This window comes from Pseudomonas sp. GW822-FHT03F04 (assembly GCF_058801405.1).
Window position 1 is genome coordinate 356676 of record NZ_JBXANF010000005.1, and the last position, 23272, is coordinate 379947.

At 59.8% G+C, this 23272-nt stretch carries 13 protein-coding genes; 5 read left to right on the forward strand and 8 right to left on the reverse strand.

All coding sequences use genetic code 11. The annotated features are described in order from the left end of the window. Positions 1 to 54 precede the first annotated feature (54 nt). Positions 55 to 1620 (reverse strand): aldehyde dehydrogenase (NADP(+)), encoded by a 1566-nt coding sequence (locus tag AC1RMX_RS14165; RefSeq protein WP_493072344.1) that lies wholly within the window; start codon positions 1618 to 1620, stop codon positions 55 to 57. Further along, on the reverse strand, positions 1617 to 2255 hold the full coding sequence (locus AC1RMX_RS14170) for a cysteine hydrolase family protein (protein WP_096820099.1): 639 nt from the start codon (positions 2253 to 2255) through the stop codon (positions 1617 to 1619). The genes AC1RMX_RS14165 and AC1RMX_RS14170 overlap by 4 nt, the downstream gene beginning before the upstream one ends. Positions 2256 to 2354: 99 nt before the next feature. On the opposite strand from AC1RMX_RS14170, the gene AC1RMX_RS14175 reads away from it, so the two are divergent. Beyond that, a complete protein-coding gene (locus AC1RMX_RS14175) occupies positions 2355 to 2852 on the forward strand; it encodes a winged helix-turn-helix transcriptional regulator (protein WP_192558245.1) in 498 nt (165 codons plus the stop codon). A 67-nt stretch (positions 2853 to 2919) separates the two neighbouring features. On the opposite strand, the gene AC1RMX_RS14180 is transcribed toward AC1RMX_RS14175, so the two are convergent. The 6 genes from AC1RMX_RS14180 to AC1RMX_RS14205 all read right to left on the reverse strand — a co-directional run bounded on the left by AC1RMX_RS14180 (position 2920) and on the right by AC1RMX_RS14205 (position 9334). Continuing rightward, on the reverse strand, positions 2920 to 4335 hold the full coding sequence (locus tag AC1RMX_RS14180; protein ID WP_493072346.1) for a purine-cytosine permease family protein: 1416 nt from the start codon (positions 4333 to 4335) through the stop codon (positions 2920 to 2922). Positions 4336 to 4625: 290 nt separating this feature from the next. Beyond that, positions 4626 to 5774, reverse strand: a complete 1149-nt coding sequence (argE, locus tag AC1RMX_RS14185) for an acetylornithine deacetylase (protein WP_493072348.1) — start codon at positions 5772 to 5774, stop codon at positions 4626 to 4628. Then, entirely contained in the window at positions 5771 to 6448 is a 678-nt protein-coding gene (locus tag AC1RMX_RS14190; RefSeq protein ID WP_457382644.1) for a DUF1028 domain-containing protein, read from the reverse strand. The genes argE and AC1RMX_RS14190 overlap by 4 nt, the downstream gene beginning before the upstream one ends. A gap of 27 nt (positions 6449 to 6475) precedes the next feature. Further along, positions 6476 to 6892 (reverse strand): RidA family protein, encoded by a 417-nt coding sequence (locus tag AC1RMX_RS14195; RefSeq protein WP_007950460.1) that lies wholly within the window; start codon positions 6890 to 6892, stop codon positions 6476 to 6478. 58 nt (positions 6893 to 6950) lie between these two features. Then, a complete protein-coding gene (locus AC1RMX_RS14200) occupies positions 6951 to 8258 on the reverse strand; it encodes a flavin-containing monooxygenase (RefSeq protein WP_493072351.1) in 1308 nt (435 codons plus the stop codon). A 257-nt stretch (positions 8259 to 8515) separates the two neighbouring features. After that, positions 8516 to 9334, reverse strand: a complete 819-nt coding sequence (locus tag AC1RMX_RS14205) for an alpha/beta fold hydrolase (protein WP_096820092.1) — start codon at positions 9332 to 9334, stop codon at positions 8516 to 8518. A gap of 181 nt (positions 9335 to 9515) precedes the next feature. On the opposite strand from AC1RMX_RS14205, the gene AC1RMX_RS14210 reads away from it, so the two are divergent. From AC1RMX_RS14210 to AC1RMX_RS14225, 4 genes are all read left to right on the forward strand, one after another. Beyond that, entirely contained in the window at positions 9516 to 9965 is a 450-nt protein-coding gene (locus AC1RMX_RS14210) for a winged helix-turn-helix transcriptional regulator (RefSeq protein ID WP_493072473.1), read from the forward strand. Between the two features lie 236 nt (positions 9966 to 10201). Next, complete coding sequence (locus tag AC1RMX_RS14215; RefSeq protein ID WP_096820090.1) at positions 10202 to 11908, forward strand: ShlB/FhaC/HecB family hemolysin secretion/activation protein; 1707 nt, start codon at positions 10202 to 10204, stop codon at positions 11906 to 11908. Positions 11909 to 11933: 25 nt separating this feature from the next. Continuing rightward, positions 11934 to 22706 carry a hemagglutinin repeat-containing protein gene (locus AC1RMX_RS14220; RefSeq protein WP_493072354.1) on the forward strand — a complete coding sequence of 3591 codons (10773 nt, stop codon included), beginning with the start codon at positions 11934 to 11936 and terminating at the stop codon, positions 22704 to 22706. Then, positions 22691 to 23269, forward strand: a complete 579-nt coding sequence (locus AC1RMX_RS14225; protein WP_096820088.1) for a hypothetical protein — start codon at positions 22691 to 22693, stop codon at positions 23267 to 23269. The genes AC1RMX_RS14220 and AC1RMX_RS14225 overlap by 16 nt, the downstream gene beginning before the upstream one ends. The last annotated feature ends 3 nt before the right edge of the window (positions 23270 to 23272 follow it).

A 23272-nucleotide genomic window follows, 5' to 3' on the forward strand; every position in this document is an offset into this window, starting at 1 on the left:
ACGCGCGACTCGATAAAAATGCCCGGTTCGGTGATTTGCCGAACCGGGCATTTTTTATTGGCCATCGATACTGCGGGGTAGGTCGAGTAGATTTCCGTCGCGCAACACCTCCGGCAACAACGCATCCGGAAAACCCTGATACGCCACCGGCCGCAAAAAGCGCTCGATCGAGGTCATGCCAACCGAGGTGAAGCGACTGTCCGAAGTGGCCGGGAACGGCCCGCCGTGCACGGTGGCGAAAGTCACTTCCTGAGGATGGGCGAAGGCGTTGACCACGATGCGCCCGGTGCGACGTTCAAGGATTGGCAACAGACGCCGAGCCAGGTCCAGATCGCGGTCTTCAAGGTGAATGGCCGCGCTCAGTTGGCCCTTGAACGACCGCGCGACCGCCAGCAATTCTTCCTCATCGTTGACGGTTACCAGCAACGCGGCCGGACCGAACACTTCATGGGCCAGCGCCGGTTCGCCGAGCAGGCGTTGACCGTCAACTTCCAGCAGCGCCGAGCGGCCTTCAAATTGGCCATCCGCTGGTGCGCCGACTGCCACCAGATTCGCACCAACGCTTTCCATCGCCACCAGCCCTTTGACGTATGAACCGTGAATCCCCGGGGTCAGCATCGTGCGTGCCGGTGCATCACTGATCCGTTTGATCATGGTGCTGCGCAACGCTTGCAGGCCATCGCCCTTGACCGCGATCAGGATCGACGGACACAGGCAGGCTTGCCCGACATTGACCAGCATCCGCTCGGCGAAACCATCACCGATTTCCGCGCCGCGTGCCGCCATTGCTTCGGGCAGGATGAAGGTCGGGTTGACGCTGGTCATCTCGGTGAACACCGGGATCGGGTCGGGACGCAGCTGTGCGCGGCGATAGAGCGCCATGCCGCCCAGTTCCGAACCGGTGAAGGTCACCGCTTTGATCAGCGGGTGATCGACCAGCGCCTCACCGATGGCATTGCCGCCGCCGCGCACCATCGAAAACACACCCTCGTGCAAGCCATGCGCCTGTACGGCCTTGCGGATGGCGCGGGCCTGGATTTCCGAGGCGCCGGGGTGGGCGTTGTGGGCCTTGAGAATCACCGTCGCACCGGCCGCAAGCGCCGAAGCGGTGTCGCCGCCGGCCACCGAATAGGAGATCGGGAAGTTGCTGGCGCCGAAGATCGCCACCGGGCCTATCGCGATCTTTTGCAGCCGGTGATCCATCCGTGGCCGGGGCTGACGCTCAGGTTGCGCCGGGTCGATGGCCAGTTGCAGGAAGCGACCCTTGCGCACCACGTCGGCGAACTGGCGGAACTGGGTAGCGGCCTTGGCGGCTTCGCCTTCCAGTTGCGCTTGGGGCAAACCGGTTTCCAGTGCGGCGCGGGCGGCCAGTTCCTCACGAACGGCGTCGAGGTTATCGGCGATGCTCTCCAGAAACGCCGCGCGTTCGGCCAGCGAGGTGTGGCTGTAGCTGTCGAATGCCGCATCGGCAAGGGTTGCAGCCTGATCGACCTGGGCCGCGCCGCCAAAGGCGAACTCTGGTTCGATCAGTTGATGGGTTGCCGGATTCAGCGCTTTCATCGTGCCCTCGGTGGAGGGGATGTCAGAGGCGCCGATCAGCAGGTGGCCGCTCAGACTCATTTCGACTCACCCTGTGTGTTGAGGCTGGCGATCAACTCGTCGGTGGTCGTGACGACATGGGCGAAGGTCGGGCCGTTCAGCTCATGGGCGGAATGCATCATCTCTGGTTTGAACGCCGCCGTTGCGTCGCGCACCAGCGTGACGTGGTAACCCAGTTCGCTGGCGTAGCGGGCGGTGGCTTCGATGCAGGTGTTGGCCAGCAAGCCGACGATGATCACGTGGGTGATGCTCTTCTGCTTGAGGCGAAAATCGAGGTCGGTGTTGGCAAAACCGCTGGAGCCCCAATGCTCCTGAGCAACGATGTCGCCGTCCTTCGGCGCGAAATCCGGGTGCCATTCACCGCCCCATTCGCCACGGGCAAAGTGGTGCATGTGCATGATCTTTTGTTGGGTAGGGCTTGGGTGATCCCAGTTCTCGTAGTCGCCTTTGACCCAGCGGTGATGCGGTACGATGACCACCGGAATCTGCAGGCCACGCACGGCGCGGTCGAGTTTGCGCAGGTTGTCGAGCAGGCCGTTCTGGTCGGCGATTGGTTTGATCAGCGGAAAGATCTTGCCGCCATCCGATAAAAAATCGTTGTACGGATCGACCAGCAGGTAGGCGGTTCTGTCGAGCGGATAGAGAGGTTTCGACATGACGATGTACTCCGGCAATGAGAGTGATCGATGCTCAGGGCTTGTTCCTGCATCGTGTTGATATGATAATCATAGTAACTGTGAAAGAGGCAAGCCCTGATGGCTGTAAACGATAGTCTTCCCGATACGCTGTGCCCGATTTCCCGGGCCGAGGCGATCGTCGGCGACCGCTGGACGGTGCTGGTTTTGCGCGAGTTGTTCATGGGCAGCCATCGCTATGACGAGATTCAGGCCCAGACCGGCGGTACGCCGCAGATGGTCGCCGCTCGTCTGAAAAGCCTGGAGGCAGACGGACTGGTCGAGCGTCGCTTGTATAACGAGCGGCCGAAACGTTACGAGTACCACCTCACCGCCAAGGGCGAGGGGTTCTACCCGGTGGTGATTGCGTTGCGCGCCTGGGGAGAGACCTGGTGCAAGTCGCCGGAGGAGGGGCTGGCCGTGAACATGATCCACAAGCACTGCAATCACAGCGCCGGCCTCGGACCGCTGTGCGATCACTGCGGGGAACTGTTGCGGCGCGAGGATCTGATCAGCCAGCCGCAAGAGGCTTATGTCGCCGAGCGGCAAGCGCGGCGCGAGGCGTTCAAGGCGAAATAGGCGGTTCCAGCCAAAGCAAAAGGCCCTCGCTTCGAGGGCCTTCGTGTGTCACTGCAGAACTGATCGTTTACAGACTGCCCGCCAGCTTCCCGGTCATCAGTCGCCGACGATAAGCACTGTCACGACTGGCCAACCAGAAATACAGCGGCGACGTCACCAGCAACCCCACCAGCCAGGAAAGGTCCGCGCCGTTGATGTGCGCCGACACCGGGCCAACGTACAGCGGCGTGTTCATGAACGGAATCTGCACCGCGATGCCGATCGCATACGCCAGCAAGGCCTGCGGGTTGTAGCGGCCGTAGATGCCACCGTCGACCTGGAAGATCGAGGCGATGTCGTACTGGCCTTTGTGGATGGCGTAGAAGTCGATCAGGTTGATCGCTGTCCACGGCACCAGCACGACCAGCAGCACCAGCACCATGTCGACGAAGTGGCCGATGAAGTCTGACGACGCGCCGACGGCAGCGAAGCAGCAGGCGAGCAGCACGATCAGCGAAATCACCGCGCGGCTCTTGGCGGTCGGAATCCAGCGGTAGGCGAAAGTCTGTACCAACGTGATCAGCGACAGCACCGCGCCGTACAGGTTGAGGGCGTTGTGGCTGATCACGCTGAGCAGGAACAGCACCAGCATCAGCGGGCCGATCGAGCCGGTGGCGAGTTTCACCGCGTCCATGGTGTCCATGCCCACCGGGGTTGCCAGCACGGCGACCGCACCGAAGATGAACGACAGGCTGGAGCCCAGTGCGGAACCGAGGTAAGTGGTCCAGAACGTCGCGGCCACCGGCACATTGGCTGGCAGGTAACGCGAGTAATCCGACACATAGGGTGCAAACGCAATCTGCCACAACGCTGCCAGCGACACGGTGGCGAGCCAGCCCGACAGGTTGAAACCGCCACGGGTGAGGAAGTCAGCCGTCTGCACGTGAGTCAGGATGTAGCCAAAGCCGACCACGATGCCGATCCCCAACACCCAGGTGCCGATGCGGTTGAGCACGTGGATGAAGCGGTAACCGATGATCCCGATGATTCCCGAGCCCAGCGCGCCGATCACGATGCCGACCGGTACCGGAACGCTGTCGACCACGCCATGCAGCGACTTGCCGGCCAGTACGATGTTGGAGGCGAAGAAACCGATGTACATGACGCCGGCAATCAACACCACCAGCAGCGCGCCGAGGGAACCGAATTGCGCACGACTCTGGATCATCTGCGGAATGCCCATCTGCGGGCCTTGCGCCGAGTGCAGCGCCATCAGCACACCGCCGACCAGATGGCCGGCCAGAATGGCGACGATGCCCCACAGCAGATTCAAGTGAAACAGCTGCACGCCGAGGGCGCCGGTGACGATGGGCAGCGGCGCGATGTTGCCGCCGAACCAGAGGGTGAACAGATCCCTGACCTTTCCGTGGCGATCTTCGGGCGGCACGTAGCCGATCGTGTGTTTTTCAATGAGCGGTGCGGAGGTTGTTGCAGAGGTGGCCATGACGAACTCCAAGGCAAGGACGAGTACGTGGACGTACTTCAGTGAGCGCCGGCACGGACGGCGCATTTCTTGTTGGGGTTGATCATGGGCAATGCCCGGGGAGAGATAAATTAGTTGTTTTGTTGCTTCAGGCGTTAAAAAAACGAGGTTCTCCGTTCAGGTGAAAGCGCTCTGTTTCGGGTGTTTCAGCGCCATGAACGACAACGCAGCTGACCTCCATCGGAGCAGCTGTCTGTCGGTGATATTGCGGCTTGGCTGCGGACACGAATCCTGCAGCCAGACCGGTTTTTTCAAAGGCGAATCGACGCCAGCATCCGTTGCAGCATCTCATCGCAGGCCTTGAGCTGATCGCGGCTGACGAACTCGTCCGGTTTGTGGCCCTGATCCATGCTGCCGGGGCCGCACACCACCGTGGGAATCCCCACTGCGTCGAACAGTCCGCCCTCTGTACCAAACGCCACGGTGCCGAAATCGTCCGAGCCACAGAACGTGGCGATCAATTCCGCAGCCTGGCTCCGGGCATCCGTCGCCAACCCCGGATACGCCGACAGTTCGCTGAACCGGATATCGCTCTGCTCGCTGACGGCCCGCATGCGCGGCAGCATTTGCTGTTCGGCGTAGGTCTTGAGTTGCTGCGCGACGACCACCGGATCCTGCGAGGGCAGGGCACGGATTTCGAAGTCGAAACGGCAATCGGCGGGGACGATATTCAATGCTTTGCCACCGCTGATCACGCCGGTTTGCACCGTTGAATACGGCGGGTCAAAGCGCGGGTCGAGGTGTTCATCCTTGAGCTGGCGGCCGATACGTCCCAGCTCGCCGATCAGTTCGGCGGCGCATTCGATGGCATTGACCCCGAGTGGCGCGTAGGCCGAATGACAGGCGTGACCCTGGACATCGCAGCGCATCGCCAGTTTTCCCTTGTGCCCGAGCACCGGTTTGAGTTCGGTCGGTTCGCCGATGATGCACAGCAACGGTTTGACCGGACGTTGCTCCAGCATCTTGAGCAGCGAACGCACGCCGAGGCAGCCGACTTCTTCGTCGTAGGACAGCGCAATGTGCACTGGCATGCGCAACGGTGCGTTGACCAACGACGGCACCAAAGCAAGCACGCAGGCGATGTAGCCCTTCATGTCCGCCGTGCCGCGACCGTACAACTTGCCGTCACGCTCGCTGAGTTCGAACGGCGGCAGCGTCCATGGCTGACCATCGACGGGCACCACATCGGTGTGCCCCGACAGCACGATGCCCGGCTGATCGGCCGGGCCAATCGTGGCGAACAGGTTGGCCTTGCTGCGCTCTTCGTTGTAGATCAGCTCGCATGGCACATCGAAACGTTCGAGGTAGTCCCGCACGAAGCCGATCAATTGCAGGTTGGACTCGCGGCTGGTGGTGTCGAACCCCACCAGCGTCTTGAGCAACGCGACGCTGTCGCTCATCGGTCGTCTCCGGCAACCCCGTAGCCCGGCGCCTTGGCCGGATCGAGGGCGCGGTCGATGTAGTCCTGAAGCTGCGGGCGATAGGCGTCCCAGAGTTTTTGCAATTGACCGATCGGGTCTTCATCGGCCCAGTCCACCCGCAGGTTGACGATGGGCCAGGTCAGTTCACCGACCACGACCACGGCTGCCGAATGCACCGGTCCCGCTTCACCGCCCAAGGCCTGGGCGGCGTGCAAGGCCTTGATCAGGCGGTCGGCCAATTGGCCTTCGCCATCCTCGAACGCGCCGACCATGGCTTCGATCACCGAGCGCCCGGCGAGCATGTTGCCCGCCGCCACGCATTGCTCGCCGGACACGGCGTTGTGCACACCCAGGGTCTGCGCGCCGCTGAAATGCGCGGTCTGGCCGAGATGGTTGATCGCCGTGATCTGCCGGTACTGACTGTAGCCGTTGCGGGTCAGCACCTTGTCCAGCGCTGCCTCGGGCGCCAGGCCTTGCTCCATCAGGGCGAGCACTTCCGGGCCGAGTGACGGCAGGGTGATGTTCTGGCTCGATACCGCGCCGACACCCGGCAGCAGCCACGGGCAACGGGCGCCGACGGCAATGCTGGAGGAGCTGATGGCAATGCCGAACTGACCGGTTTCGGGGCAACGGGCGGCGATGGAAAATGTCATGTGTGGCCTCCTTTCGCTAAGGTCGAATTACTCGGGAATCACCGCAACCACATCAATTTCCATCAGCCACTGCGGCTGACCCAGCGCCGACACCACCAGCCCGGTGGAGATCGGGAAAACACCCTTCAGCCATTTGCCGACTTCCTGATACACCGGCTCGCGGTAGCGCGGGTCGATCAGGTAAGTGGTGGTCTTGACGATATGGCTCAGGTCGCTGCCGGCCTCTTCCAGCAGTTGCTTGACGTTGCGCATCGCCTGTTCGGTCTGTGCGCGCGGGTCGCCGAGGCCGACCAGTTCACCATCGAAATTGGTGCCGACCTGACCACGGACATACACGGTATTGCCGGCGCGGACGGCCTGGCACAAGTCATTGTCCAGGGTCTGGTTCGGGTAAGTGTCCTTGGTGTTGAACATGCGAATGCGGGTGTGGGTTGGCTGACTCATGTGAAACTCCTGACGAATTCGGGCCCGGCGCGATGGGCGCCGGAGCGGTAATGGGGGATCAAGCGTCGACGGTGTCGACAGCGTTGCTATGCAGCACGGCTTCGCGTTGTTCGGCATCGCGATAGGCCAGGTATTTGCGCTGGGTGGCGATGTGATCGGCCACGTGCTTGGCGTCGTGCCACACGCCCCAGATGAACGACGAACCGCGTCGTGACTGCCATGGCAGCCCAAGGAAATACACACCCGATTCGCTGGACACACCGCGCTGATGTTGCGGCTTGCCGTTGTCGTCGAACGCCGCGACTTTCAGCCAGGAATAGTCCACGGCAAACCCGGTGGCCCAGATGATCGAGGTGATGCCGGCGGCGGCCAGATCAAGATTGGCCAGCGGGTTCTTCACGCATTCAGGGTCTGGGTACGTCTCGCGGGCTTCCGGTTCCAGCGGCAGATCGAGGCCGTTGCGTTCGATGTAGGCATCGGCGGCATCCAGCAACGCGAGGTAGTTCTCGTCGCCACGCTTGAGGTTGTCGCGCAGGTCCTGTTTGAAGGTCACCACGCCGTCGTTGAACGATTCGGTGACGCCGACCAGGGTCATACCGCGATGGGCCAGGCCACGGAAGTCGATCGTGCGGCCACCGTGGGCGCCGCTGACGGCGATTGTCACGTGCTCGCGGCCAGGTTTCATGGCGGCCTGATCCCACTCGCCGAGTACGCCGAGCCACCAGCAGAAATCGCGGTTGCGGTAAGCACGAGGAGGGCGGTCATGGGCGCCGACCGAGAGGAACACCTGCTTGCCCGAACGCTGCAATTCATCGGCGATCTGCACGCCCGACGAACCGGCACCGACCACCAGCACCGCACCGGCCGGCAGTTGTTGCGGGTTGCGATAGTCGGCCGAGTGAATCTGCAGCAGACGCTCATCCTTCGGCGCAATGGCCGGGATCACTGGACGTTGAAACGGGCCGGTAGCAGCGACGACACGGGCGGCTTCGATCACGCCCTCGGAGGTCTCGACGGTGAAGCCCGGGCGACCGACATTGCGCACTACGCTTTTCACGTCCACGCCGGTGCGGATCGGCGCGTTGAATTTCTTCGCATAGGCCTCGAAGTAGTCGGCGACGCGCTCCTTGTGGGCGAAACCGTCTGGATCGACGTCGTCGAATTCCATCCCCGGAAAGCGGTCGTGCCACGCCGGACCGTTGGCCACGAGTGAGTCCCAGCGCCCGGTGCGCCAGCGCTCGGCAACGCGGCTGCGCTCCAGCACCAGGTGCGGCACACCGAGTTTGCTCAGGTGTTCACTCATGGCCACACCCGCTTGACCGGCGCCGACAACAAGCGTGTCTGTTTTTATTATTTCAGTGGTCATCTCTGATCCCTTCTCACGAGGCCGTTGGATTCAGGCCGCTGTCGACCTGTTCTCTGTGCTTGGGATCAGACTAGGGAGGGGGTGGATATCGGTAAAATATTATTAAGCTGGGATGTGAAGATAAAAACGTGATGCAGAGGCCTGAAGCGCCCGTAAATGCTGGGCCTCGCCACGGCACCGGAATCCGGGACAACGAAAAAAAGGGCCGCCGACAGGGTAGTCGACGGCCCTTTGCAAGGCTTCAGTTGACTGCGGACTCAGCGGTCGAGAAACGCCAGCAGGTCTTCATTCAATTGCTGCGCATGGGTGACCGCAAAGCCGTGTGGCGCGCCTGCGTAGACTTTCAGCTCAGCGCCCTTGATCTGTGCAGCGGCCCGTTTGCCGGTGGTTTCGAATGGCACGATCTGATCACCGTCGCCGTGAATCACCAGCGTCGGCACATCGATTTTCGCCATGTCCGGGCGGAAGTCGGTTTCCGAGAACGCCGTGACGCAATCCACGGTGCCTTTGAGCGAGGCGAGCAGGGCGATGTTCAGGGTTTGCGTCAGCACGCCCTCGGAGACTTTCTGGCCCTGGTTCGTGCCGTAGAACGGGGCGTTGAAGTCAGCAATGAACTGCGCGCGGTCCTTCAGCAGGCCGGCCTTGATCCCGTCGAACACCGACGTGTCGACACCTTCGGCGAAGTCCGGTTTCTTGCCGAACAGCGGCGTCACCGCGCCCAGCAGCACCAGCCCGGCGACGCGCTCGCTGCCGTGGCGCGCAATGTAGCGGCTGACATCGCCGCCGCCCATGGAAAAACCGACCAGGGTCACGTCACGCAAGTCGAGGTGTTCGATCAACTGCGCGATGTCGTCGGCGAAGGTGTCGTAGTCATAGCCGGTCCATGGCTGCTCGGAACGACCGAAACCACGACGGTCGAACGCGATGGTGCGGTAGCCGCGGCTGCTCAGGTATTCCATCTGGTATTCCCACATGTCGGCGTCCAGCGGCCAACCGTGGCTGAACAGCACGGGCTTGCCGCTGCCCCAGTCCTTGAAATAGATTTCGGTGCCGTCTTGAGTCGTGAACGTGCTCATGGAAACTCCTTGGGTGTGGGCCTGCGTGGATGCCGTGATGGCAACGTTCACTATCGCGGCAAAGTGCATCGGCCACTTGTACGCAGGTGCTAAGTTCGAGGCGCACGGCGTTATCGGTTTTGCAGCGCGGGTTGTAAGATGCAACCGCATCGAACCTGCCGATTTGCTGGAGACCCCCGAAATGAAGCGCAAAAGCCTTGCCGGCAATGCCTGCCCGATCGCCCGGACACTGGACCTGATCGGCGACTGGTGGTCGTTGCTGATCATCCGCGATGCGCTGGATGGCATTAGTCGTTTCGGCGATTTCGAGAAGAGCCTGGAGATCGCCAAGAACATGTTGAGTGTCCGGCTCAAAGGGCTGGTGGAGCGCGACATCCTGCGCATGGTGCCGGCGTCCGATGGCAGCGCTTACAAGGAGTACGTGCTGACGGAAAAGGGCCGTGCGCTGCAAACCGTGATCGTTGCGCTGTCGCAGTGGGGCGGGGAACACCTGTACGCGCCTGGCGAACCGGGGTCGGTGATGGTCGATGCGCAGAAAGGGCAGCCGATCCGCAAGCTTGAGTTGCTGTCAGCCGATGGTCGGGTGCTGTCGCCGGAGGATGTGGCGACGAAACTGGCAGTTGAGCACTGAGGTGAAGTGAGTGGGGTCTGTCGGACGTTTCGTTTTTCGGAACGTTCTCTGATGCGGCGACCGGTTTTCCTTGGTTGATCTGCGAAACATCCTGCATCTCTGTCGGAGTCGGACGATTTCACAGATACCGTTCGTCGGCAACAATGGTTCGGTGAATCCATAAATTGACGTCAGAATAGTGGCTCATTAACATCGCGCCACTATTTTGATATCAATTCCGTCTCGAGGGATCGAACATGTACTCACCCGCCCTTGGGGCGAGGTTGTGCCTGGCTTTGCTGTGCCTGTCTCCGCTTAACGCTGTACTCGCTGCACCCACCCCTGGTGAAACCGACCTGATCCGCGAACGCCAGGATCGCCTGCTCGACGAGCAGCGCCGTCGCCTCGAAGAACTCAAGGACCTGCCGGGCAAGGATGCCAAGCCAGTTCAACCGGCGGCGCCGACCGACACTCGCTGCTTCCCGATCAAAGACATCGAACTCAAAGGCGCCGACAGCCTGTCAGAGAGCGACAAGACGCGCCTGCTCAAGCCGTACATCGGCCAGTGCCTGGGTGTGCCACAGCTCAATGAGCTGCTCAAAGTCATCACCGAGCATTACATCGAGAAGGGGCTGGTTACCAGTCGCGCCTACTTGCCGCAGCAGGATTTGTCCGCCGGGCACCTGAAAGTGCTGGTGGTCGAGGGCAAGCTCGAAAGCCTGAAAGGTGCCGAGAACAGCAAGCTGTCGGAACGTGAACTGGCCATGGCTTTTCCCGGCAAGGCCGGCGAACTGATCAACCTGCGCGAGATCGAGCAGATGGTCGATCAGCTCAATCGTCTGCCGTCCAATCAGGCCAAGATGGAGCTCTCGCCGGGCAAGAATGTCGGTGGCAGTGACGTGCTGGTCAATAACACTGCGCAAAAGCCTTGGCGTGCCGGGCTGTCGCGCAGCAACAGCGGCCAGCGCAGTACCGGTGAGCAACAGTGGGGGACTACTTTCGACTGGGACAGCCCGCTGGGCCTGGCCGATCAGTTGAGCCTGCGCGGCGGTCACGATGCGATGAGCGATCATCAGCACACCTCCAACAACGCGATGCTCAACTACAACCTGCCGTGGGGCTGGTGGAACTTCAGCTACAGCTACAGCCAGAGCGAGTACCGCTCGCAAATCGCCGCCAACGGTTACAACTTCAAGCAGACCGGCGACAGTGAAAACCATCAGTTTCGCGCTGAGCGGGTGATCCACCGTGACTCGGTCAGCAAGACCTCTCTCAGCACCGGCCTGTCGTACCTGCGCAGCAACAACTTCATCGAAGACAGCAAGCTGCGCCTGAGCAGCAACCGCATCAGCGAAGCGCAGTTCGGCATCAACCACGGGCGGCGGATCGGCAGCGCGTTCGTCAACATCGACGCCGGGATGCAGCAAGGCATCGGTGCGTTCGATGCCCAGGGCAGCCACGACCCGGGCCCCGGCGAACCGGACGCGCGCTACCGCAAATACACCGCGACCCTGAGCTACCTGCAGCCGTTCAAGCTGTGGGGCGAATCGCTCAGTTTCAGCAGCCTGATGACCGGCCAGCGCAGCGAAGACGTGCTGTTCAGTTCGCAGCGCACCAGCCTCGGCGGGTTGTCGTCGATCCGTGGCTACAAGGATCAGTCGCTGTCCGGCGACAGCGGTGGCTACTGGCGCAACGATCTGCGTTGGGCGCGCCCGGTGACTGCCGAATGGCTGCGCCCGGTATTCGCCGAATACGGCACCAGCCTGGGCTACGACCAGGGCGTCATTCGCAATGATCGTTACAACGGTGACCAGCACGGGCGCATGTCGAGCAACTCGCTGGAGCTGTTCGCTCGTGGCGAGCACGTCGCGGCCAGCGTGACCTTCGCCCATTCCCTGGAACGACCGGCCGCGCTGACCGAGCGCGAAGCGCCGATCTATTTCCGCCTGGACTTCTTCATTTAATTTCCGCCTGCCCCGAGATACTGATATGGACATTCGCCACCTGACCTTTCTGGCCGGCCAACCTGCTGCGGCCGTAAAAAGCCGCGAACACTTCTGGGGCATGCCCAAACGCGGACTGGCATTCCTGCTGGCCAACGTCATGTTCTGGCAACCGATGTGGGCGCAGGCGGACGGGATTGTGGTGGCCAATCCCGGTACGAGTCTGGGGCAGGCAGGCAACGGCGTGCCGATCGTCAACATCGCCACGCCTGACGGCTCGGGGCTTTCACACAACCAGTTTCACGACTACAACGTCGGGGCACAGGGCGTCATCCTCAACAACGTGGCAGCTCAGACCGGGCAGACGCAACTGGGCGGGATCATCGTCGGCAACCCTCACCTGACCAATCGTGTGGCGGCGCAAACCATCCTTAACGAAGTGGTGGGCGGCAACCCGAGCCAGTTGCGCGGCTATACCGAAGTGGCGGGGCAGTCGGCGCGAGTCATCGTTGCCAACCCTTATGGCATCAGTTGCAACGGTTGCGGTTTCATCAACACCCCACGAGTGACCCTGACTACCGGTAAACCGGTGCTTGATGGTGCGGGTCGTCTGGATCGCTTTCAGGTTGATCAGGGCAGCGTCGCCATCGAAGGTACGGGGCTCAACGCCAGCAACGTCGACCGTTTCGAAATCATCACCCGCAGCGCAAAAATCAATGCCGAAATCCGGGCGCAGAACCTGACCATTGTTGCCGGTCGCAACGACGTCAACGCGCAAACTCTCAATGCCACGGCCCGTGCCGATGACGGCAGCACCAAACCGCAATTGGCCATCGACTCTTCGGCGCTTGGCGGGATGTATGCGGGGGCGATCAAACTGGTGGGCACGGAAGCCGGCGTGGGGGTGAAGCTGGCAGGCAACGTGGCGGCCAGCGGCGGTGATATCCAGATCGACAGCAACGGTCAACTGACCCTGGCGCAGGCCTCGGCCGCGAACATCATCAACATCACGGCGACCAGCCTCGACGCCCAGGGACCGGTTTATGCCGGCACGAACGTCAACGCTCAGACCCAGGGCAACCTGACCAACCGGCAGACTCTCGCAGCACGGGACAATATCAACCTCAATGCCGGCGGGCAGTTGACCAACAACGGCATCATCGAAGCCGGAGTCAACGCGGACAACACTCGCAATGCAGCAGGCAATGTCGCCATCAGCGCGCGCAGCATCGATAACGCCGGCAAAAGCGTGATTGCGAACCGCGATTTGACGGTCGCGGCGGCACAGACCCTGAACAATCAGGGCGGTACCTTGAGCGCGCAAAACACGCGCGTGACCGCAGGCATTCTTGATAACCAGAACAAAGGTCGCGTACTGAGCACGGGGGATCTGAGTCTCAACGCCAGCCAGGTACTCAACACCAACGGTCTGATCAAGAGTTCCGGGCGTCTGGATGCCAGCATCGGTCACCTGAATAACCGCAGCGGCGAACTGTCGAGCCTGCAAAGTGCGACATTGCGCATGGCAACGCTGGACAACGTTGCAGGGCTGGTAAATGCCGGAAAAGCCTTGAGCATTACCGCCACCGGCCAGATCAACAACCAGAGTGGCAAGTTGACCTCCCTCGACAACCTGACGCTCAAGGCTGGCCACATCGTCAACAGCGACAAGGGGCGGATCGCCAGCAATGGTGCGTTGTCGGTCAATGCAGCAAGCCTCGATCAACACGAAGGTGGACAACTCACCAGCGATACGTCGCTGGCGCTTGATCTCAACAACGGCGTCTTGAACAACCAGAAGGGTCTGATCAATGCACCGCTGCTGGTTCTGAAAAACCTGCAACAGGTCGACAACCGTGGCGGTGAAATCTCCAGCGCCCAGGCGTTTACGTTTGCTGCCGACAGCCTGGACAACAGCGATGGCAAACTGCTGAGCAATCAAACCCTGACCCTGCGCGTGCAGCAGGCATTGACCAATATCAAGGGGCTTATCGCTGCAGCCAGCATCGACGCCCGCGCGGGTAGCCTGAACAACAATGGCGCTACCTTCACCAGTCGTGCCGGCCTGGATCTGCGCGTTGACGGTCAGCTCGACAATCAGGACAAGGGGCTGATCAGCGCCACACAAACTCTCGCCATCAGCGCTGCCAACATCAACAACCAGAATGGCGGCTCGCTGCTCGGGAGTGCCATCGCCATCGATTTCAGCGGTGCGATGGGCGACCTCAACAACAGCAAAGGTCTGATTACGACCAAAGGCCGGTTGAGCATCAATCGTCTGCGGGACCTGAACAACCAGGGCGGCGAACTCTCCAGCGACCTGAGCTATACGCTTGCCGCACGCAATCTGGACAATAGTGATGGCAAGCTTTTCAGTCGTCAGCGACTGGATCTGAGCGCTGACAACACGCGCAATCTGAATGGTCTGATTTCCGGCTGGCAAAACCTGAGCCTGCTCGGTGGCAGTCTCGACAATCGCAATCACGGTACGTTGTCCAGTCGTGATGGCGATCTATTGGTCGATCTCACTGGCGATATCCGCAACAGCAACACCGGTGCACTGGCCAGCAAAGGCATCTTGAAGATCACCGCGGCCAACATCGATAACTCGGACAAAGGCGCGCTCTCGAGCGAGGGCGCGCAGTCTCTGACCGTCACCGGCACATTGAACAACGGGCAGGGTGGCCAGATCGACAGCGGCGCGGTTCTGGATATCAGCGCCAAACGTCTCGACAACACCCATGCGACCATCAACGCCAAGCAGGACATCCGTTTCACCGGCACAGACCTGGATAACACAGAAGGGGTTCTAGCCAGTGAAGCGGCTGTCAATCTCGACTTGCTGGGCGCTCTGACAAATATCAAAGGTCAATTGGCCGGCGCTGGTCCATTAGTGATCACACGTGCCGCGCAAATCAATAACCAGGGCGGCAAACTGGTCAGCCAGAAACTGCTCAGCCTGTTGACCGGCGACCTCGACAATCGCAATGGCGGCACCGTAGCTGCCAACGACAACCTGGTGCTCACCGCGCGCGGTGCTGTGCAAAACAGTGGTGGTCTGATTTACAGCGATGCCGCTGATCTGCAATTGACCGCTGCCAGCCTCGACAACGCCAAGGGCACCCTGCAAAGCGAAGGCTTACTCACCGCCAAGGTCGATGGCGCCATCGATAACCAGAGCGGTCGCTTCGTAGCCAAATCCGGCGATCTCGACGTCACCGCTGCCAGCCTCGACAGCCGGGGCGGTGTGCTGTCCAGCCTCAAAAGCGCCTTCACTGCGCAGGTCGGCGGCTTGTTGCGCAACGGACAGGGTGGGGTGATCCAGGCTCAGCGACTGACGCTCAAGGCCTTGGCCGGTCTCGACAACGAGGCTGGACGGATCGCTGCACAGAGCGGTGACGCGACTATCGATCTGGGCAACAACGGTAATTTCAATAACCGCAACGGCGTACTGGTTGCCAAGCAACGCGCCAGCGTCACCGGTAGGGATTTTGACAACAGCGGCAGTACCGGCGGCCAGGTGGCTGGACAACAAATCGATTTCAGCTTGAGCGGTGCCCTGAACAACCGCACAGGTATCATCGAAAGCGCCAGCACGCTGAGCGTGGGTGCTGCCAGTATCGATAACCAGACGGGCCAGCTGCGTGCACTCGGCAGCACCGGGAAAACCGCGTTCACCCTCGGCGGTCTGTTCGATAACCGCAACGGTACCGTAGAAAGCGCCAACAATGACCTCAGCCTCGGCGCGGGTGGATTGCTGAACGGTGGCGGTAACGTGTTGCATGTCGGTACCGGAATCTTCGACATTGCCACCGGACAGCTCGGCAGTGCTGGCGGCAGCTTCGTAACCCGCGGCGGACTGACACTGACAGCCGATGGCTGGACCAACAGCAGTCTGATCCAGGCCGATCGTCTGACGGTCAACATCAACAACCTCAACCAGACGGCTAGCGGGCAGTTGCTGGCGGTCAGCAAACTGACCGGGAGCGGTGGCAGCTGGAATAACGATGGGTTGATTGCCAGTGACGGCGCGCTGGACCTGACCTTGTGGGGCAATTATTCCGGGAGTGGTCGCACCAGCAGTCTGGGTGACTTGGCGCTCAAGGCCAATCAGCTGGATCTCAACGCCGGGACCAGCATTGCCGGTGGCGGCAACACCACCATCAATATCAATGGCGTGTTGAACAACCAAGGGCGTCTGACATCCAGCGGTGATCTGACCCTGGGCGCCGCCAACATCAATAACTACGGCACCATCGGTTCCGGCAAAGAGCTCACCCTGACCACCAGTGCCCTCCTGAACAGCGGGGGCCTGATCACCAGTGGCGGCGACATGCGTCTGCTGTTGGCCAGTTTCACCAACGCCTACGGTAATGTGTATGGCTTGAACAATGTGCATATCGGCCGTGATCGCGACAGTGGCAAGGCTGACTTGCTGGACAATCGTTCCGGCGAGATCTACGGCGCGCGAGACCTGACCATCAATGCCCTGACCGTGAATAACGTCAGGGACATTCTCGAATACACAGCGCATGAAAAAAACTCGGTGGTCATCACCCAGCTCGATTGCAATCTGATCCCGATTGCCGGGTGTGATTTTCGCAGTGGCGGTCGACGCAACGGGCATTGGGAGATTGCCGAGACCGATCGCCTGAAAGTCAGCAACAGCAGCGCGGCCGCGAGCCTGACCAGCGGTGGCAACATGTCGCTCAACGTCCAGGCTCTGAACAACAGCAGCAGTACCATTGCCGCCACCGGCAACATTTCGGTCAATGCCGGCACTATCACCAACAAGGGCGTGCAAGAGCAGGAGATCATCACCAAGCGTACCTACTGGAACTACGTTGACCAGATCTACGCCACCGAGCCCGCAGCCAAAGCATTCAACGAAAAGAACGGAGACACGCCGTCGCCTACTGTTGAGGCGGATCTGAGTCGCTTCATAAGCATGCTTGGCGGTGGCAAGCTCACCGAAAGCATCGTTACCGTCCCCGGATCCGGCAGTTCCTATGACGCTGTGATCCAGGCTGGTGGCAACATCACATTGAATGCGGCCCAGACCATCGACAACAGTGTGGTGCGTCCTTATTACAGCTACGTCGCGGCAGGCAAAACCAACACCGATACGGGCGCTGGCAGCGGCTACTCCACGGTGGTCAAGATCAACCCGCAACTGCCGCCGGATCTCGCCCAGCAGCAGGTCAGCCCGATCGACCTGCCAGGTTTCAGCTTGCCGACAGGCCAGAACGGCCTGTTCCGTCTGAGCACGGAAGGCAGCAGCAATCCGACCGCCACTGGCCCGCAGAGCTGGACGTTGAGCGGCGGCAAGGTCACCGCCGATCCATCGCCGACCCCGGTGACCATCAACCGGGTGCAAGGCCTGCCGAGCAACGCCGGCAAGTCTCAGCCGCACAAATACCTGATCGAAACCAACCCAGTGCTCACTGACCTCAAGCAGTTCATGAGCTCGGATTATCTGCTGAAGGGACTGGGCTACAGCGCAGACCAGAGTGCCAAGCGTCTGGGCGACGGCCTCTTTGAACAGAAACTGATTCAGCAAGCCGTGGTGGCCCGGACGGGGCAGCGTTTCATCGATGGGCAGAATTCCGATGAGGCGGTCTACAAGTACCTGATGGACAACGCCATCGCCAGCAAGAACACCTTGAACCTTAGCGTGGGCGTTACCCTCAGTGCACAGCAGGTCGCTGCGCTGACCCACGACATCGTCTGGCTCGAAGAGCGTGTAGTAAACGGCGAAAAAGTCCTGGTGCCGGTGCTGTACCTGGCCAACGCCAACAACCGCCTCGCGGCCAATGGTGCGTTGATCCAAGGCAACGATGTCACGTTGATCGCCGGTGAGAACCTGGAGAACTCCGGTACGTTGCGCGCGAGCCAGAACCTCGATGCAACCGCCAAAAAAGACCTGGTGAGCAGTGGTCTGGTCGAGGCCGGAAATGTCCTGAAGTTGACGGCCACCAATAATCTGACCAACAAGGCCGGGGGCATTATTGCCGGGCGCGACGTCACTCTGACCGCCGAACATGGCGATGTGATCAACGAGCGCACGGTTACCACCCACAAGAGCACTGACGGTCGCCTGAGCGAAGAAACCGACTTCGTCGACAACGCCTCGCGCATCGAAGCGGCGAATGCACTGGTGATCAGCGCAGGTCGTGACATCAACAACAGCGGCAGCGTATTGAAGAGTGGTGGCGATACCACGCTGACGGCCAGCCGCGATGTACACATCGACTCGACCGAACAGACCACTGACCGCAGCAATACCAACTATCAGTATTCGACGGTCAAGCAGCATGGCTCGGACGTCAACGTCGGCGGCACACTCAAGGTTACGGCCCAGCGTGACGTCAGCGTGGTGGCGAGTAATGTCGACGCCAAAGGCAACGTTGACATCAATGCCAAAGGTGACCTGACGATCAGCTCAGCGGCTGACGAGTCCCATGCCACCGGCTGGAACAAGAAGTTCCGTGCGGAGGAGGATCACGTCGCCCAGCAATCGAGCGTGATCAAGGCTGGTGGAAGCCTGACGCTCAATGCCGACAAGGATCTCAACCTGATCGCCAGCCATGTCAAGTCGGGTGGCGAGGCCTTTGTCTATGCCGGCGACGACCTGAACCTGCTGACCGCTGATAACCTTGATCATTCGTTCTATACCAAGACGAAGAAGGGCGACTTCGGCAAGAAAAAATCCGTGATGACCGAGAGCGAACGCATTACATCGGTCAGCTCGAGTATCGAGTCGGGAAGCAAGCTGGTGATGTCTGCAGGTCAAGACATCAATGCACAAGGGGCAAAAGTCAAAGCCGATGGATCGTTGCTGGCCACTGCCGGCCATGACATCAATCTCGACGCAGCCGAGGACTATGCCAGCCAGGCCAGTGCCTCTTCGAAGAAGAACTGGAAATCCAGCAAATCCAATAGTGCCGAGGCCACTCAAACCCGCTTGAACAGCACCGAGTGGGTTGCCAAGAGCATGGAGCTCAAAGCCGACAACGACATTACGTTGAAGGCGGCCTCGTTGCGTGCAACGGATGAGATCAAGCTGACCGCCGCCAATGACGTGTTCATCGGCGCCGCCCAGGAAACACAAACCTCCAGCCAGTCGCAGAGCTCCAGCAAGACGGGGGCGACGATTACCGGGCTGCTGTCCAACACGCAGAAGTCGCAACAGGGTCAACAGACTTCCACCGAGAGCATCGGCAGCGATATCAGCGCCGGCAGCCTGCAGATCAAGAGCGGTCGGGACACGGTCGTTGAAGGCAGTACGCTGGTGGCCGACAAGAACATCGGTATCAACGCCGGACGCAATCTGGAAGTCATCAGCGCTGAAAACACCACGACCGCCAGTTCCTCTTCAGGCAGCAAGAAGGTGGGCGAGATCGGTTCCTGGTGGCAGGGCGCGACGGGGATCGTCAAGACCAAGGAATCGGATCAGAGCACCACGACTCGCCAGTCGGGCAGTCAGATCGCATCGCTTGGCGGCAACATCCTGCTGACGGCCGGGGATCATTACACCCAGACGGCCAGTCAACTGGTCGCGCCGGTGGGTGACATCGGGATCACGGCCAAGCACGTGGATATCGGCGAGGGCTATGACACGCTGAGTTCCACCAAAACCGCCAGCACCAATCGCACCGCCGTCGGTGGCACGGTGAGCATTCCGCTGGTGGATGCACTGCGTGGCATCCAGCAGATGGGCGAGGCCGCCGGGAAAACCACAGACGGGCGGATGCTTGCACTCGCTGCCGTGAATGCGGCCATGAGTGGCGACCAGGCGGTGGACGCGGCCAAGGCCCTGAAAGAAGACCCTCGGGTCGGAGTGAAGGTCAGCGTCAACCTCAGCAATAGCCAAAGCAAGATGAACAGCAGCCAGAGCGGCAGCAATGTCGTCGGCAGCGGTGTGATTGCGGGTGGCAACATCAACATCGTCGCCAAGGGCGCCGGTGCCGACAGCAACATCAATGTGGTCGGTAGTCGCATTGAAGGCGGTGGCGATGTTTCGCTGAACGCCGATGGCGCGATCAATCTTTTGTCCGCACAGAACACTGCTCATCAGGAAAGCACCAACAGCAACAGCGGCTGGAGCGCCGGTATCGGTTTCGGCTTCGGCGAGCAAAACGGTATTACCTTTGAACTGGCCGCCAACAAGGGCCGTGGCAGCAGCGACGGTGACGACGTCACGCACACCAACACCTCGGTCAAATCCGGCGGCACGCTGAACCTGAAAAGTGGTGGCGACACCAACATCAAGGGTGCTACCGCCAGCGGTGAAACGGTCAAGGTCAACGTGGGCGGCGATCTCAATATCGAGAGCCTGCAAGACACCAGTACCTACACCTCCAAGCAGTCAAGCGCCAACGTCGGCCTGAGTGTCTGCGTGCCTCCGTTCTGCGTCGGCAACAGCAGCGTCAGCGGCGGCATCTCCCAGCAGCACATGCACAGTGAATACGCCAGCGTCTCCGAGCAGTCGGGCATCAAGGCGGGCAATGGTGGTTTCCAGGTCGAGGTCAAGGGCAACACTGACCTCGTCGGGGCGATCATTGCCAGTACCGACAAAGCGGTGGCTGACGGCAAAAACACATTAAGCACCGGCACGCTGACCACGTCGGACGTCAAGAACAAGGCTGAGTACGATGCCAGCAGCATTAACCTGAGTGGCGGATATGGCAGCGACATGGGGCGTGACGCCAATGGCAATGCCAGCGCGACGGCCAACAGAGGCGGGCCAGTCGTCGCGAGCAAGGATGGCGTCAGCGCAACGACTCCTATTGCTCTGTTTGCCAGCGGAAACTCCAGCAGCACCACTTACAGTGGTATCAGCGGCGCTGCCGTCACCATCACTAACAGCACAAAGCAACAGGAGCTGACCGGGCAAACGGCCGAACAGGCCATCGCTGCGATCAACACCGATGTTTCCAGCGAGCGTGACGGCAGCAACAAGCTAAAGCCGATTTTCGATGCCAAGGAAATTGGTGTTGATTTCGAGATTGTCGGCAAATTCGTGCAGAACGTTTCGCAGTTCATCGAGAGCCGCGCGCGTGAAATTGATGACAAGAAGAAACAGGCTGAAGTCGAGTATGCGCTTTCCAAAAGCGAAACCGATCCAGCCAAGAAGCTGGAACATCACGAGAAATACCTGGTGCTCCAGAAGCAGGTACAAGAAATCGGCGACAACTGGGGCGCTGGTGGTACCTACCGACAGATTGCAACAGCTCTGGTCGCCGGGATCAGCGGTGGCGTCACCGGTAGCAGCTCGCAATTCGCACAAAACATGGTGGTCAACTACGTCCAGCAGCAGGGTTCGTCGTACATCGGCGACCTGGTGAAAAAAGGTCTGAAAGAGGGCAGTCCGGAACACGCCGCCTTGCATGCGATTCTCGGTTGCGCAGGCGCTGCCGCCAGCAATCAAAGCTGTTCGGCGGGTGCCTTGGGTGGTTCGGCGTCCAGTGTGCTGGCCGGCCTGTTTGCAGACTCCGACCCGAATGAAACCGCAATAGAACGTGAAGCCAAACGCAACATCATCACCAGTCTGGTGACCGGTATTGCGGCCATGAGCAATCCAAATGGCGCGGCGACCGCGAATAATGCAGCGACAGCCAACATCGACAACAACTGGCTGGCAACGCAGCAGTACGTCCAGGCCAAAAAGGAAATCGATGCAGAGCCCAACTTGGCCCTTAAGCTGGCGATCATCGCGAAGTGGGGACTCATTTCAGCACGACAGGATCTGCTGACAGCTTCCGGAGTCATGAAAGGCTTCACGGACGGCATGGCAGGCGCTGGACTGGGCGCTCTGGACAGTGCAGTGAATCTGCTGCGTGATCCGGTGGAAAGCTTCCACGCCATGAACGAGTTCCTCGCTTCTGATGAGGCGGTGAACATCCTTGGTAAAAGCGTCGCTGATGCCTTCAAATCGCAACTTTCGCAAATCCTTGAAGCAGCCACCGTGGGCGGCGACGAGAACGCGGAGAACGTTGGCCGGCAAATGGGTCAGGCCGTAGCGCTTATCGTCCAGCTCATGGCCGGTGGCGGCACCAGCTCCGCGAATGCGTCGCTGCAACTGTCGCGTATGGGTATCGACGTCTCGGTCAAGACCATCAAAGAAGTGGGATCGACGGTCAAGATTGACCATCTCAAGACGCAGATCACGAAGTTTTCGGAGAAGCTGCCGGATACGGATGTGCCGGTGTTGGATCCGCAGAAGCCGGTGGTGCCACCTAAGCCTGATGTCCTACCGAAGCCGGACGTTGAACCTCCGAAAACTGGCACCACGCCGCCGAAAGTGGACAATCCGATTACTCCGGAAAATCCGATCGACTCGGGGAAACTGGTTGTAGTCGACGATGGAATTCCGGCAACATCGTCGATTGCGAGAGAGGAACTCAGGCTCAAGCTTGCAATTGAAGAAGGTATTCCACGAACCTTGGATCAAGTGTGGGGTGCGTCACTGGATGATCTCGCTAAGGCGTATAGGATGGATGGCGCTAAAATAACGCCTAAGCCTCCAAGTTCCAATAGCTCGGGAAATGCTCAAATATTTATCGTTGAGGGGCATTCGTTAATAAAGGAAGTACAATTTAGTCCTGTTAGTTCTGAGTCGATACATAGTGGTCAGTACTATAAGTTTACTTTTGTGGATGGGAGCAAGGTTAAGGTTATTGACCCTGCTACCTATAAGGTTAAATATAAACTCAACTCTGAGGGGGTTTATCAGGCGGATCTTGAAAAAAAGACAGCGTTTTATAATTCATCTGGTCAAAGGTTGGTTTATAAGAACGACATATGGGTCTTGAAATGATTAAAGTGAACTGGTTTGCCCCCGTCGTCCCAGGTGTAGAACTGGCTGGTATTGAGTTGGGGGCAACGCGTGAGGAGTTTGAATCCATGCTCCTTGAGTGTTGTGTAGATCCGAAAGCGAGAGTGTATAAGTTTTCTGATACTCCATTGTTGGTTTTGGATGTTACAGAAAGTTCAGGTAAGACATTTTTTCGGTTTGATATTTTTGATTTGAATCTTACGGGCTGGAATTTGCAGTTTCCAGGTTCAGAGAAAGTGTTATCCGAGACTAGGGCGCTTGTGGTCGGTTTTTTGAATGGTAGGGTTTCCAGTGTCTCCGTATGGATGTTCGATTATTTCGGCTCGCTGGGAGACAAAAGACTAACTTACTCCTATCAGGGGAAAGTGGAGGGTAGGGGGCTTGGTTCGCGAGTTGATTGTGCAGCTACTTGTTTTGAGCTGGTTTATGATGAGGCTGAAGAATGGTTTTACGCTCGTACCGATAGAATAATTTTTGGTGGTGGAGGGGGAGGCAGTCTGGAAGATTCTGAAGATCAATTGATTCATATGATTATGATTTTTTAGAAA